Raw genomic sequence first — 14308 nt, forward strand, 5'->3', positions numbered from 1 at the left:
GGCAGGCCGGGGCCGATCCGTCGGCCCCGGCCACGCCACCACGACACGGGAGCAGGAGATGATCACCCAGATCCGCATCGACGGGTTCAAGTCGTTCGTCGGCTTCGAACTCGATGTGCATCCGGTCACCGTGCTCCTGGGCGTGAACGGCGCGGGCAAGTCGAACCTGTTCGACGCGCTGCGCCTGGTGGCGGGGACGCTTCGTCAGGGACTGGGCGAGACGCTGGCAGGCGACCGCCGGTTGGCGGCCCGCGACCTCTTCCACCGGGGCGGCCAGGGGCCGCTGCGGGACGAACTGACCATCACCGTGGGCGCCCTGCTGGAGACTCCGGTCGGCCCGGTTCCGGCCCGGGCCCGGTTGGTCCTCGATCGAGGTAGCGGCCATCGTCAGCCGGGGTTGGATCGGGACAGCCGAATCTGGGTCAGCAACCTGGAGCGGACCGACTGGATGGACCGGCTCGGCCTCACCACCGAGCAGCGCCGGTCGGTCGCGGATGCCCGGACGGCCTTCCTGGCCACCGGTGAATCCGCCGAGGTCCCGATGGATCCCCGGCACGAGCGGAGCAGGGCCTCGGAGCTGCACCACCTGTTCGCCCTCGATGCCGTCTCCTGGGCGCCGTACGCCCTGGAGCCGGGCGCCCTGAGGGAGTTGGGCCGCCCCGAGGACGACGGCGCGCTCCGCCCGAACGGCCGCAACCTCGCGGTCGTGCTGGACCGGATCCGCGCTGAGGCTCCCGAGCGCTTCACCCGGCTGGTCGCCGACTTGGCGGCCATCGTGCCGGGGGTCCGGGACATCCGGACCGAAGTCATCCGCACCCGTGGGGAGTTCGACTTCGAGGTCGAGTTCCAGCACACCGGCTGGGTCTCACCCGCCTCGCTGTCGGACGGCACGCTACGGGCGCTCGCCCTGCTGGCCACCTCCTGGGACGTGGGTGGTGGTGGCACCCTGCTGGTCGAGGAGGTGGAGAACGGCATGCACCTGGCTCAGGTCGCGGACCTGGTCCGCCGGCTCGGGCAGGATGCTGGGCTGACCACCGGTGAACCCCTGCGGCGGACCCGGCAGTTGATCGTCACCACGCACTCCCCGGCACTGCTCGGGGCACTGCGGCACGACCTCTCCGGCAGCCTGGTCTTCCTGGAGCAGGCCAACCTGGTCGATCCGGAGCGCAGTGCGGTCTCCCGGGTGACCAGGGCTCGGCCGCTCCGTCCCCGAGGTACGTCCGCCGAACCGGGTGACACGGTCTCGCCGCAGGCAGTGGCCCGGCTGCTGCGCAGCCTCGGACAGGAGGTCAGGTGAAGGGCCCGCGGCCGCTCCAGCCCGGCCTGGTGGCCGAGGGAGTGAGCGACGAGCCGTTCCTCTGCGCACTGATCCAGCGTCAGCTGGACGAGCTGCTGCTCGCCAAGTCGCAGCAGTCCGTTGCCGTGAACCCGTGTGATCGCTCCGAACGCCGGATCACCGGGGCGGGCAAGGCCGAAGCGGTGATCGAGGCGGCCTGGGACCTGGCGCAGGACTGCGACCTGATCTTCGTGCACAGCGACGAGAAGGAGCACGCAAAGGCCGAGAAGCTGACGGCCGAGCTCCGGGCACGCGCGACCGGCGGTAAGGCCGCCGAGCCGGTGTGCCTCGTCCCGGTCCGGATGACGGAGTCCTGGATGCTCGCCGACAAGGCGGCCATCGCCCGGACGATCGGCGGCGCGGACCTGGGCCAGTACCCCTACGGCACACCGTCCGAGGTGGAGAAGGCGCACAACAGTCCGGACCACCCCGCCTACGCGAAGCGGGTGTGGCAGGCCATCGTCGGCAAGGGCCATGGCGGTGCGCTGGACGACAGCATGGAAGTACTGGCCCTCCACATCGACCTCGGACTACTCGCGCAGCTGCCGTCGTACCAGCAGTGGCTTGCGGACACCGAAGAAGCATTGAAAGCGAAGGGATTTCTGTGAGCACGATCAGCCTGGTGTCCTACGAAGACGCACTGGCCTCGTACGACCCGGTGATGGGCCTTGAGGTCCATGTCGAGCTGGGTACCAAGACCAAGATGTTCTGCGGCTGCTCGACCGAGCTGGGCGCGGAGCCGAACACCCAGACCTGCCCGACCTGCCTCGGCCTGCCCGGCTCGCTGCCGGTGGTCAACGCGATCGGCGTGGAGTCGGCGGTCAAGATCGGCCTCGCGCTGAACTGCGAGATCGCCGAGTGGTGCCGGTTCGCCCGGAAGAACTACTTCTACCCGGACATGCCGAAGAACTTCCAGACCTCGCAGTACGACGAGCCGATCGCCTTCAACGGCTACCTCGACGTGCAGCTGGAGGACGGCTCGACCTTCCGGGTGGAGATCGAGCGCGCCCACATGGAGGAGGACACCGGCAAGTCCAGCCACGTCGGTGGCGCGACCGGCCGGATCCACGGCGCGACCCACTCGCTGCTGGACTACAACCGGGCCGGCATCCCGCTGATCGAGATCGTCACCAAGCCGATCGAGGGCGCCGGCGAGCGCGCGCCCGAGGTGGCCAAGGCGTACGTGGCCGAGCTGCGCGAGCTGATCCGGGCGCTGGGCGTCTCCGAGGCCCGGATGGACAAGGGCCAGATGCGCTGCGACGTGAACCTGTCGCTGCGCCCGAACGGCACCTCGACGTTCGGCACCCGCTCGGAGACCAAGAACGTCAACTCCCTGCGCAGCGTGGAGCGGGCCGCCCGGTTCGAGATCCAGCGGCACGCCACGGTGCTCACCGACGGCGGGACGATCGTCCAGGAGACCCGGCACTTCCACGAGGACAACGGCACCACCACCTCGGGCCGGATCAAGGACAACGCCGAGGACTACCGGTACTTCCCGGAGCCCGACCTGATCCCGATCGCGCCGAGCCGGGAGTGGGTCGAGGAGCTGCGGGCCGGGCTGCCGGAGCTGCCCCGGGTCCGCCGGGCCCGGCTGCAGGCCGAGTGGGGCGTGTCCGACCAGGACATGCAGTCCATCCTCAACGCCGGTGCGGTGGAGCCGATCCTGGAGACCATCGCGGCCGGCGCGCCGGCCGACCAGGCCCGCAAGTGGTGGCTGGGCGAGCTGGCCCGCCGGGCCAACGAGACCGGCACCGAGCTGGCCGACCAGCCGATCACCCCGGCCCAGGTGGCCCGGGTCTGCGCGCTGGTGGCCGAGGGCAAGCTGAACGACAAGCTGGCCCGTCAGGTGATCGAGGCCGTGCTGGCCGGCGAGGGCGAGCCGGACGCCGTGGTCGAGGCCCGCGGCCTCGCCGTGGTCTCCGACGACTCCGCGCTCGGTGCGGCGATCGACGAGGCCATCGCGGGCAACGCCGGAGTGGCCGACAAGATCCGGGCCGGCAAGGTGGCCGCCGTCGGCGCCCTGGTCGGCGCGGTCATGAAGGCCACCCGGGGTCAGGCCGACGCCGCGAAGGTCAAGGACATGATCTTCGAGAAGCTCGGCGTCACCCCCGAGTAGGCAGCACCCGCAACACCCGTAAGGCAGTACCTAGGCACACCCGGACCGCCCGCTCCGTCCCTACGGAGCGGGCGGTCCGCGTCTAAGGACCCGGCCCCCCGCGAGATCCGGCATGCTCCCGATGTGGCCACCCCCCTTACCGGAGGAAGCTCTTACCCAGGACGACGGGCAGGGAGCCCGTAGGACAAGGGGAGAGACACCATGTTGGAGTACGAGCTCATCCAGGCCCGCTCGCAGGAGCTGCAGGCTGCTGCCCGTCACGACGCGCTGGTCCGGGAGGCGCTGGAGTCCGGCCGCTCGGAGGTGCCGGGTGCGCGCCTCGGCCTGCTGAGGGGGCTGCGACAGCGCCGGGTACGAGCGCTGAGTCCGCGTCCGCAGCTCAAGCACGGCTGACGGACCGGCAAATGCCGACAGACCGTCACAGGCCGCCGGAGGCCGGTCCGCACCGCGAGATACTCGCTCGGACCGGGTCGGTGGCCTGTGGCATGCTCGCCCTCATGGAGCAGACATCGGTGAGCCCGGTCTTCGTCGGTCGCGGCCCCGAGGTCGGCGCCCTGGAGGCCGCGCTGCGCCGGGCCGACGCCGGGCAGCCGCAGGCCGTGCTGGTCGGCGGCGAGGCCGGGGTCGGCAAGACCCGGCTGATCGAGGAGTTCCTCGGCACCGCGTGCCGGGGCGGCGCGGTGACCACCATGGGCGGCTGTCTGGAGGTCGGCGCCGAGGGTCTGCCGTTCGCCCCGCTGGCCACCGCGCTGCGCCGGCTGCACCGCGGGCTGGGGGCCGAACTCGAACGGGCCGCCGAGGGGATGGAGGGCCACCTCACCCGGCTGCTCCCGGACTTCGGGGCCACCGACGCCGAGCCGAACGACGAGTTCGGCCGGGCCCGGCTGTTCGAGCACACCGCCCGGCTGTTCGAGCGGCTGTCCGCCGAGCAGACCATCGTGCTGGCGGTCGAGGACCTGCACTGGTCCGACCGCTCCACCCGCGAGCTGCTCGCCTACCTGATCCGCACCCTGCACCGGGCCCGGGTGCTGATCGTCGCCACCTACCGCACCGACGACCTGCACCGCCGCCACCCGCTGCGCCCCTTCCTGGCCGAGCTGGACCGGCTGCGCACCGTGCAGCGGCTGGAGCTGGCCCGGTTCGAACGCGCCGAGGTGGCCGCCCAACTCGCCGGCATCCTGGGCACCGAGGCGCCCGGCCGGGAGCTGGTGGACCGCATCCACGACCGCTCCGAGGGGAACCCGTTCTTCGTCGAGGAGCTGGCCACCGCCCACCAGGAGGGCTGTCACACCGGCCTGACCGAGTCGCTGCGCGATCTGCTGCTGGTCCGGGTCGAGGCCCTGCCGGACGAGACCCAGCGGGTGCTGCGGATCGCCGCCGAGGGCGGCAGCTACGTCGAACACGCCCTGCTGGAGGCGGTGTTGGGCGAGGGCGAGGAGTCGCTCACCGAGGCGCTGCGGACGGCGGTGGGGGCCAACGTGCTGCGCCCGGACACCGACGGCGAGGGGTACCGGTTCCGGCACGCGCTGGTCCGCGAGGCGGTCTCCGACGACCTGCTGCCGGGCGAGCGGTACCGGATCAACCGCCGCTACGCCACCGTGCTGGAGCAGCGGGGCGAGCTGGTCTGCGGGAACGGGCTGGACGCCCGGCTGGCCAACTACTGGTACCAGGCGCACGAGCCGGCCAAGGCCCTGCCGACCGCGCTGGAGGCGGCCCGGGCGGCCCGCTGCCGCAATGCCTTCGCCGAGCAACTGCGGATGCTGGAGCGCGCGTTGGAGCTCTGGGAGGAGGTGCCCGAGGAGACCAGGGACACCACCGTCCGGCCGCACGACTGGGCCGGCACCTTCCCGGCCTGCGGCTGCGTCAGCGAGCTCTGCGGCGGGCTGCACCTGATCGACGTGCTGGCCGAGGCGGTCACCGCCGCCCGGCGCAGCGGGGACCGGGACCGCGGCCTGAGCCTGGCCAAGCGGGCGCTGCACCTGCTGGACGAGCAGGCCGAGCCGGAGCGCGCCGCCTGGTTCCGGATCCAGCGGGCGCAGATGTTCGGTCACCTGCGGCGCGGGGGAGCGCAGGAGGAGATCGACCGGGCCCAGCGGCTGGTGGCCGGGCTGGGGCCCTCCCCGGTGCAGGCCGAGGTGCTGGCGCTGGCGGTCGGCCACGTGATGCTGCTGGACCCGTCGGCCGGGGACATGGCGATGGCCGAGCGGGCCGTCGAGATGGCCCGCGCGGTGGACACCCCGATGGTCGAGCTGCACGCGCTGACCACCCTGGGCACCCTGCGGGCCAACCTGGGCGATCCGGAGGCCGGCCTGGCCCTGCTGGACGAGGCGGTCGACCGGGCCCGGTCGGCCGGGGTGGTGGACGTGCTCTGCCGGGCCCTCAACAACCTCTCCAGCATGGCGCTCAGCCTCGGCCGGGCCGAGCAGGCCGAGGCGCTGGCCCGGGAGGGCCTGGCGGTGGCCCGGGGGAACGGACTGCTGGCCAACACCGGCGCGATCCTGGCGGGGAACCTGGTGGAGGCGCTGCTGGTGCTCGGCCGCCGGCAGGAGGCCGAGGAACTGCTGGCCGAGTGGGACGACTCCCGGGCCGGCAGCTTCCACGCCTTCCTGGACCGGCTGCGCAGCGAACTCGCCCTGGACCGGGGCGACCTGGCCGGGGCCGAGGAGCACTTCCGGCGGGCCCGGGAGGCCGGCAAGGTGGTCCAGCAGCCGCAGCACGACCTGCCGGTGGCCCGGTTGGCGATCCGGATCGCCATGCGGGCCGGCCGCCCGCTCGACGCCCGGGCCGAACTGCTGGCCGTGCTGGACGGGCTGGACGCCCGCCCGGCCGGGGCCGGCTTCTCCGACGGCTGTGTGAACGGGCTGCTGCCGGTGCTGGTCGAGGGTGCGGCGGCGGAGGCGGACGCCCGCGGGGTGCCCAGCGCCGACCTGGGCCGCCCGGTGGTGCTGCGGCGGATCGCCGAGGTGGCCGCCGGGCTGCGGCCCGGCACCGAGCTGCACCGGGCCTGGGCCGGACTGCTGGCGGCCGAACTCGCCCGCGCCGAGGGCGCCGACAGCCCCGGCCAGTGGGCCGCCGCGGTCGATGCGCTGCGCACCCTCGGGCTCGGCTGCCCGCTCGGCCAGGCGCTCTACCGGCAGGCCGAGGCGCTGCTGGCGGCCGGCCGCCGGGAGGAGGCGGCCGGGCTGCTCCGCGAGGTGGACGAGCTGGTCACCTCCGGCCGCTACCTGCGGCAGGACGCCGCGCTGCTCACCGCCCGGGCCGGGCTGGCCGCCGCCCGCCCCGTGGTCGTACACCCGGCCGAACCGGCGGACCCGGCCGAGGAGTTCGGCCTGACCCCGCGCGAGCGCGACGTGCTGGACCGGCTGGCGCTGGGCCGGACGAACCGTCAGATCGCCGAGGAGCTCTTCATCTCGCCGAAGACCGCCAGCGTGCACGTCTCGAACATCCTGGCCAAGCTCTCGGTGGGCAGTCGGGGAGAGGCCGCGGCGCTCGCGCACCGGCTGCAACTGCTCGGCCAGGGCGCCTGATCCGGACGTCCGGCCGGATGCCCGACCGCGCGCTGGTCCCTACGCCTGACCGTTCGCCCTGACCGGGGCTTGACGGCCCGTCGGGCGCACGGGGGCGCGGCCGGGGCGCACCGGCCGACGGGGCCGCTCCGGAGGTCAACCCCCAGGTGAGCCCGGGTGATCCGGGCCGACGGAGCTCCGTGCGCCCCTCGTGCGCTGCCGCCAACCGGGGCGATCCGGACCTGAACGGGGCGCGTCGCTGCCCGGCCGCCATTACTCTAAGTGGAGTGTGCGTGTCATTGAGTGACGGAATTGGTGTAGGGTCCGGACCGGGAACACCGGTACGGCGTGGGGGAGAGGTCGAGTGAAACTCCGCGCGGTCAGTCCCGCCGGCGCCCTGCTGACGGTGCTCTGCCTCGGGTACGCGGTGGGTGCCGCGCTCGGCTGGGGATCCCCCCGACTCGCCCTGTTCATGGGGGACTTCGGCCTCGCCGGGGCCGCGCTGGTGGCCGCGCTCTCCTGCGTGCTGCACGCCTGCACCACGGCCGGCCCGGCCCGGCCGGCCTGGCTGCTGTTCGGCCTCTCCTCCTCGACGGTCGCGTTCGGGAACGGCACCTGGGGCTGGTACGAGGTGGTCATCGACACCGAACTGCCGCCCGGTTCACTGGCCCAGTACGCCTTCCTGCTCTTCGCCCCGCTGGCCACCACCGGTCTGCTGGTGCTGGCCCAGCGCCCGCGCACGGCGGCCGGCTGGCTCTGCCTGCTGCTGGACGGCTGGCTGGTGGCGGGCTCGCTGTTCACCCTCAGCTGGAGCCTGGCGCTCGGCCGGGTGGCGGCCGGCGAGGGCGACGACCCGCTCCAACTCGCGCTCGGCCTGGCCTATCCGGTGCTGGACATCCTGCTGGTCAGTCTGGTGGTCGGACTGCGCTTCCGGCGCCGGGACGGCAACCGCGCGGCCGTGCACACCGCGATGGTCGGCCTGGCCGTCACGGTGGTCTGCGACGCCCTCTTCACCTCGCCCGAGCTGCGCAGCAGTTACCACTCCGGCGGTCTGCTGGACGCCGGCTGGTTCGCCGGCAGCGTGCTGCTGGCCCGGGCCCCGTGGGCGCCCCGGCCGGCCGGCGGGCCGAGCCGCGAGCACCCCTCGGTCGGCGGCGCCCCGCGCCGCCGGGTCTCCACCACCTTCAGCGCGCTCACCCCGTACGTGGCGGCGGCGGTCTGCACGGCCGGCATCCTCTACAACGCGCTCGGCGGCCACGCCCTGGACCGGGTGGTGGTGGCGGCGGCCTGCACCGTCGGCCTGGCGCTGATCCTCCGTCAGGCGGTCACCCTGCTGGACAACCTCTCGCTGGCCCAGGAGCTGGCCCAGAAGGAGGCGCACTTCCGCTCCCTGGTGCAGGGCTCCAGCGACGTCATCATGATCTCCGGCGGCACCGGGGTGCTCTCCTACGTCTCCCCGGCCGCGCTCGGCGTCTACGGCCGGGACCCGGAGGACCTGGTCGGCGGGAACCTGCTCAACCTGGTCCACCCGGAGGACGTGGACCGGGTGCTGGCCGAGGTCAAGCGGCTGATGAAGGGCCTGCCGGAGAGCGGCTCCGAGCCCTCGGCCCGGGTCGAGTGCCGGGTCCGCTCCGGCGGCGGCGAGTGGCTGCACGTGGAGTCCACCGTCAACCGCTACCGGGACGGGCTGATTCTGAACAGCCGGGACGTCACCGAACGGGTCATGCTGCAGGCCCAGTTGCAGCACAACGCGTTCCACGACCCGCTCACCGACCTGCCGAACCGGGCACTGTTCACCGAGCGGCTCGGGGCGGCGCTGGCCGACGGCCGGGCCGGCGAGACGGTCGCGGTGCTCTTCCTGGACCTGGACGGCTTCAAGGCGGTCAACGACTCGGCCGGGCACCAGGTCGGTGACGAGCTGCTGGTGCAGGCCGCCCGGCGGCTCCAGGGTGCGGTCCGGGCCGGCGACACGGTGGCCCGGTTCGGCGGCGACGAGTTCGCCGCCCTGGTCTCCGGCCGGCTCGGCCGGGTCCAGGTGCAGGAGCTGGCCGAGCGGCTGCGCTCCGCGCTCTCCGAGCCGTACTGGATCGGCGGCGCCGAGCTCGGGGTGGCCGCCAGCATCGGCATCGCCTTCGCCCCGTCCGCCCGGCGGTCCGGGCCGCCCGGACCGCAGCCCGTCCGGATGCCCGTGCAGCAGCCGGCCCGGGCCGCCGCCCGGACGGCGGCCCCGGACGGGCAGGAGCCGCCGGCCGAGGCCGACGAGCTGATGCGGGACGCCGATCTGGCGATGTACCGGGCCAAGTCCGAGGGCAAGGGCCGGGTGGTGCTCTACCACCCCGCCATGCGGGCCGAGTTGGACCGCCGCACCGAGCTGGAGGACCGCCTGCGGGTGGCCGTCCGGGAGGGCACCTTCACCCTGCTGCACCAGCCGGTGGTGGACCTGGCCACCGGCGCCGTCACCGGGGTCGAGGCGCAGGCCAGGTGGCGCTCGGCCCAGGGCCTGCTGCTCACCCCCGCCGAGTTCCTCCGCACCGCCGAGCAGGGCGACGCGGCCACCCGCTTCGCCCGCTGGATGCTGCACGAGACGGTCACCGCGGCGGCCCGCCGGGGCGGCCCGCGGATGGTCGCGGTGCCGGTCTCCGTCCGGCTCTCGGCCGAACGGCTGTGCGCCCCGGGCATGTACGAGGCGGTGGTCGCGGTGCTCCGCGAAACCGGCCTGCCCGCCCAGCAGTTGGTGATCGAGCTGGCCCGCACCGGTCCGGACGCGCAGGCCGACGAGCTGGGCCGGCGGCTGGACGCGCTGCGCCGGCACGGCGTCTCCACGGCGGTGGCCGGCTTCGGGGCCGGCGGCGGCTCGCTCGGCGCCCTGGCCCGGCTGCCGTTCGACGCGCTGAAGCTGGACCGCTCGCTGGTCCAGGACGTGGCCGACTCCACCCTCACCCGGGCGCTGGCCGGCCACGCGCTGCGGCTCGGCCGGGACCTCGGGCTGGTCACCTCCGCCGAGGGGGTGGACCACCCGCGCCAGGTGGCGGTGCTCCAGGAGCTCGGCTGCCGTCAGGGCCAGGGGCTGGCCTTCGCCCAGCCGCTGGACGAGCACCGGCTGCGCCGGGCGCTGCTGCGCCGGGTGTACCCGCTGCCCAAGCCGCTCGGACCGCTCACCGCACGCCGTGCCCACCTGGCCGCAGACGCCCGTTCGGGTGGCCACCCGGAGCAGGCCGGGAGCCGGCCCGCGCACCACCAGAACGTCTCCGACCTGCCCGGACGCCTTCCACTGCCGGGTCCGTGGGCCCGTCCGCATGATGAGACCTCCGTCCCACCTGCTTGACACTTCACCCCGCCGAGGAGAAAGGTGGACGCCATGCGCACCCGAATTCTCGTACTTGGCGGGCGCGTCGGCTAGAGCGGGCAGCACACGCCCCGCTCGGGAGAGACCGACGCGCCACCCCTCGCATGCCCTCGGGCACGAGGGGTTTTTTGTTGCACTGGAACTGTTCGACAAGGCAATACCCCGGCCGATTCGGCCACTTGAGCGCCCCTCAGCGGGGCCGGGTGGACGATGGAGGCAGGACCGGCCGCCGCCCCCGGGTCCCTCACCCGCCGGACGGCAGAACCCGAGAAGAGACAGGCAGATGACCGAGCACGCCGCCCCCCGTCACAGGGACACCCCGGCCGCCCATGCTCCCGCGCCCAGCGTGGTCGAGACCATGACGGGTGCGCAGTCCCTCATCCGCTCGCTCGAAGCCGTGGGCGCGGACACCGTCTTCGGCATCCCGGGTGGCGCCATCCTCCCCGCCTACGACCCGCTGATGGACTCGCAGAAGGTCCGTCACATCCTGGTCCGGCACGAGCAGGGCGCGGGCCACGCGGCCACCGGATACGCCCAGGCCACCGGCAAGGTGGGCGTCTGCATGGCGACCTCCGGCCCGGGCGCGACCAACCTGGTCACCCCGATCGCCGACGCCTACATGGACTCCGTCCCGATGGTGGCGATCACCGGCCAGGTCGCCTCCAAGGCGATCGGCACCGACGCCTTCCAGGAGGCGGACATCTGCGGCATCACGATGCCGATCACCAAGCACAACTTCCTGGTCACCGACCCGTCCGAGATCCCCCGGGTGATCGCCGAGGCGTTCCACATCGCCGCCACCGGCCGCCCCGGCCCGGTCCTGGTCGACATCGCCAAGGACGCGCTGCAGGCCACCACCACCTTCCGCTGGCCGGTGGAGACCTCGCTGCCCGGGTACCGTCCGGTCACCAAGCCGCACGCCAAGCAGATCCGCGAGGCCGCCAAGCTGCTGGTCAACTCCAAGCGCCCGGTGCTCTACGTCGGCGGCGGCGTGCTCAAGGCGCACGCCAGCGCCGAGCTGCGCATCCTGGCCGAGCTGACCGGCGCCCCGGTGGTCACCACCCTGATGGCGCTCGGCGTCTTCCCGGACAGCCACCCGCAGCACCTGGGCATGCCCGGCATGCACGGCTCCGTCCCGGCCGTCACCGCGCTGCAGAAGTCGGACCTGCTCTTCACCCTCGGCGCCCGCTTCGACGACCGGGTGACCGGCAAGCTGGACAGCTTCGCGCCGTACGCCAAGGTCGTGCACGCCGACATCGACCCGGCCGAGATCGGCAAGAACCGTCCGGCCGACGTGCCGATCGTCGGTGACGCCCGCGAGGTGCTGGCCGATCTGATCGTCGCCGTCCAGGCCGAGTTCGACGCCGGCCACAAGGGCGACTACACCGCCTGGTGGGAGAAGCTCAACGAGTGGAAGACCACCTTCCCGCTGGGCTACGAGGCCGCCCCCGAGGGCGGGCTCTCGCCGCAGCAGGTGATCGAGCGGATCGGCCAGCTGGTCGGCCCCGACGCGATCTACGCGGCGGGCGTGGGCCAGCACCAGATGTGGGCCTCGCAGTTCATCCAGTTCGAGAAGCCGGCCACCTGGCTGAACTCGGGCGGCGCGGGCACCATGGGCTACGCCGTGCCGGCCGCGATGGGCGCCAAGGCGGGCATGCCGGACACCACGGTCTGGGCGATCGACGGCGACGGCTGCTTCCAGATGACCAACCAGGAGCTGGTCACCTGCGCGCTGAACAACATCCCGATCAAGGTCGCGGTCATCAACAACGGCTCGCTGGGCATGGTCCGCCAGTGGCAGACGCTCTTCTACAACCAGCGCTACTCCAACACCGTGCTGCACTCCGGCCCGGAGCACGACGGCATCGCGGCGCCCGCCCAGGGCACCCGGATCCCGGACTTCGTGATGCTCTCCGAGGCGATGGGCTGCGTCGGCCTGCGCTGCGAGCGCCCGGAGGACCTGGACAAGGTGATCGAGCAGGCGATGGCGATCAACGACCGCCCGGTGGTGATCGACTTCATCGTCCACCAGGACGCCATGGTCTGGCCGATGGTGGCCGCCGGTACCAGCAACGACGAGATCCTCGCCGCCCGGGACGTGCGCCCGGACTTCGGCGACGACCTCGACTAAGGCTTTCGACCAACCGATAGAGAGTCCATGACCATGTCCAAGCACACCCTCTCCGTCCTGGTCGAGAACAAGCCCGGCGTGCTCGCCCGCATCGCCGCCCTGTTCTCCCGTCGGGGCTTCAACATCGACTCGCTCGCGGTCGGCCCGACCGAGCACCCGGACATCTCCCGGATGACCATCGTGGTCAACGTGGAGGACCTCCCGCTGGAGCAGGTCACCAAGCAGCTGAACAAGCTGGTCAACGTGATAAAGATCGTCGAGCTGGACCAGTCCGCCGCCATCCAGCGGGAGTTGGTCCTGGTGAAGGTCCGCGCCGACGCCGAGTCGCGCTCGCAGATCGTCGAGATCGTCCAGCTGTTCCGGGCCAAGACGGTCGACGTCTCGCCGGACGCGGTCACCATCGAGGCCACCGGCAGCTCGGACAAGCTGGAGGCCATGCTGCGGATGCTGGAGCCGTACGGCATCAAGGAACTGGTGCAGTCCGGCCTGGTCGCGATCGGCCGGGGCGCCCGCTCCATCACCGACCGCTCGCTCCGCGCGCTGGACCGCAGCGCCTGACGCCCCGTCGTCTCACACCCTGAAGCACCGTCCCACACCTCGACCGGGTCCACGTACGGTAGGACCTGTTGGACCCGGCACCACCACCACGCAAGGAGATGTGCCCCCGTGGCCGAGCTGTTCTACGAAGACGACGCCGACCTCTCGATCATCCAGGGCCGCAAGGTCGCCATCATCGGCTACGGCAGCCAGGGTCACGCCCACGCGCTGTCGCTGCGCGACTCCGGCGTCGACGTCCGGGTCGGCCTCAAGGAGGGCTCGTCCTCCAAGGCGAAGGCGGAGGAGGAGGGCCTGCGCGTGGTCACCGCCGCCGAGGCCGCCGCCGAGGCCGACGTCATCATGATCCTGGTGCCGGACCCGATCCAGGCCGACGTCTACGAGGCGGACATCGCCCCGAACCTGAAGGCCGGCGACGCGCTGTTCTTCGGCCACGGCCTGAACATCCGCTTCGGCTTCATCAAGCCCCCGGCCGACGTCGACGTCTGCATGGTCGCCCCGAAGGGCCCGGGCCACCTGGTGCGCCGCCAGTACCAGGAGGGCCGCGGCGTCCCCGCCATCGTGGCCGTCGAGCAGGACGCCACCGGCAAGGGCTTCGACCTGGCGCTCTCCTACGCCAAGGGCATCGGCGCCACCAAGGCCGGCGTCATCAAGACCACCTTCACCGAGGAGACCGAGACCGACCTGTTCGGTGAGCAGGCCGTCCTCTGCGGTGGCACCGCCGCCCTGGTCAAGGCCGGTTTCGAGACCCTGGTCGAGGCCGGCTACCAGCCGGAGATCGCCTACTTCGAGTGCCTCCACGAGCTGAAGCTCATCGTCGACCTGATGTACGAGGGCGGCCTGGAGAAGATGCGCTGGTCCATCTCGGAGACCGCCGAGTGGGGCGACTACGTCACCGGCCCGCGCATCATCACCGCCGACACCAAGGCCGAGATGAAGAAGGTCCTCGCGGAGATCCAGGACGGCACCTTCGCCAACACCTGGATCGCCGAGTACAAGGCGGGCCTGCCGAAGTACAACGAGTACAAGAACGCCGACTCCGAGCACCTGCTGGAGACCACCGGCAAGAAGCTCCGCAAGCTGATGAGCTGGGTCGACGAGAACGCGTAACCCGCACAACCCGCTTGTACACAACGGCTGTTCCCGTCCGGGTGATTTCGCCGGACGGGAGCAGCCGGGGCGCTTCACCGTCGATACACTTCCGAGTGCGCGTCAGGCCCACAGCGTCGTGCGTCTATCTACGCGGCATGCCACCTTCTCCCGCCCTGCCACGCCACCCTCGTGAGGGCCTCCGGAGAACCGGACAGTTAAGGACACT

9 protein-coding genes are annotated in these 14308 nt (G+C 72.5%); all 9 read left to right on the plus strand.

The features are described 5' to 3' along the window. Positions 1-58: 58 nt before the first annotated feature. The 9 genes from ACIRBX_RS22130 to ilvC all read left to right on the plus strand — a co-directional run bounded on the left by ACIRBX_RS22130 (position 59) and on the right by ilvC (position 14100). Complete coding sequence (locus tag ACIRBX_RS22130; protein ID WP_402298770.1) at positions 59-1297, plus strand: AAA family ATPase; 1239 nt, start codon at positions 59-61, stop codon at positions 1295-1297. After that, on the plus strand, positions 1294-1944 hold the full coding sequence (locus tag ACIRBX_RS22135; RefSeq protein WP_402298771.1) for a hypothetical protein: 651 nt from the start codon (positions 1294-1296) through the stop codon (positions 1942-1944). Before ACIRBX_RS22130 ends, ACIRBX_RS22135 begins: the two co-directional genes overlap by 4 nt. Further along, complete coding sequence (gene gatB, locus ACIRBX_RS22140) at positions 1941-3452, plus strand: Asp-tRNA(Asn)/Glu-tRNA(Gln) amidotransferase subunit GatB (protein WP_402298772.1); 1512 nt, start codon at positions 1941-1943, stop codon at positions 3450-3452. The genes ACIRBX_RS22135 and gatB overlap by 4 nt, the downstream gene beginning before the upstream one ends. 201 nt (positions 3453-3653) lie before the next feature. Then, a complete protein-coding gene (locus ACIRBX_RS22145) occupies positions 3654-3845 on the plus strand; it encodes a hypothetical protein (RefSeq protein WP_402298773.1) in 192 nt (63 codons plus the stop codon). 104 nt (positions 3846-3949) lie between these two features. Then, a complete protein-coding gene (locus ACIRBX_RS22150) occupies positions 3950-6979 on the plus strand; it encodes an AAA family ATPase (protein ID WP_402298774.1) in 3030 nt (1009 codons plus the stop codon). A 343-nt stretch (positions 6980-7322) separates the two neighbouring features. Further along, positions 7323-10283, plus strand: coding sequence for a putative bifunctional diguanylate cyclase/phosphodiesterase (locus ACIRBX_RS22155; protein WP_402298775.1), 2961 nt, complete (start codon positions 7323-7325; stop codon positions 10281-10283). A gap of 304 nt (positions 10284-10587) precedes the next feature. Beyond that, a complete protein-coding gene (locus tag ACIRBX_RS22160; RefSeq protein ID WP_402298776.1) occupies positions 10588-12435 on the plus strand; it encodes an acetolactate synthase large subunit in 1848 nt (615 codons plus the stop codon). A 33-nt stretch (positions 12436-12468) separates the two neighbouring features. Beyond that, positions 12469-12993 (plus strand): acetolactate synthase small subunit, encoded by a 525-nt coding sequence (gene ilvN / locus ACIRBX_RS22165; protein WP_350664846.1) that lies wholly within the window; start codon positions 12469-12471, stop codon positions 12991-12993. Between the two features lie 108 nt (positions 12994-13101). Next, positions 13102-14100, plus strand: coding sequence for a ketol-acid reductoisomerase (ilvC, locus tag ACIRBX_RS22170; RefSeq protein WP_402298777.1), 999 nt, complete (start codon positions 13102-13104; stop codon positions 14098-14100). Positions 14101-14308 lie beyond the last annotated feature (208 nt).

Origin of the sequence: Kitasatospora sp. NPDC096147 (assembly GCF_044763225.1) — a bacterium.
In the GTDB taxonomy this organism is placed as follows: Bacteria; Actinomycetota; Actinomycetes; order Streptomycetales; family Streptomycetaceae; genus Kitasatospora.

Bases quoted from the DNA above. Each gene is read 5' to 3' on its own strand.
- ACIRBX_RS22130 (WP_402298770.1), top strand. From the start codon at position 59: ATGATCACCCAGATCCGCATCGACGGGTTCAAGTCGTTCGTCGGCTTC.
- ACIRBX_RS22145 (WP_402298773.1), top strand. From the start codon at position 3,654: ATGTTGGAGTACGAGCTCATCCAGGCCCGCTCGCAGGAGCTGCAGGCT.
- ACIRBX_RS22150 (WP_402298774.1), top strand. From the start codon at position 3,950: ATGGAGCAGACATCGGTGAGCCCGGTCTTCGTCGGTCGCGGCCCCGAG.
- ACIRBX_RS22160 (WP_402298776.1), top strand. From the start codon at position 10,588: ATGACCGAGCACGCCGCCCCCCGTCACAGGGACACCCCGGCCGCCCAT.
- ilvN (WP_350664846.1), top strand. From the start codon at position 12,469: ATGTCCAAGCACACCCTCTCCGTCCTGGTCGAGAACAAGCCCGGCGTG.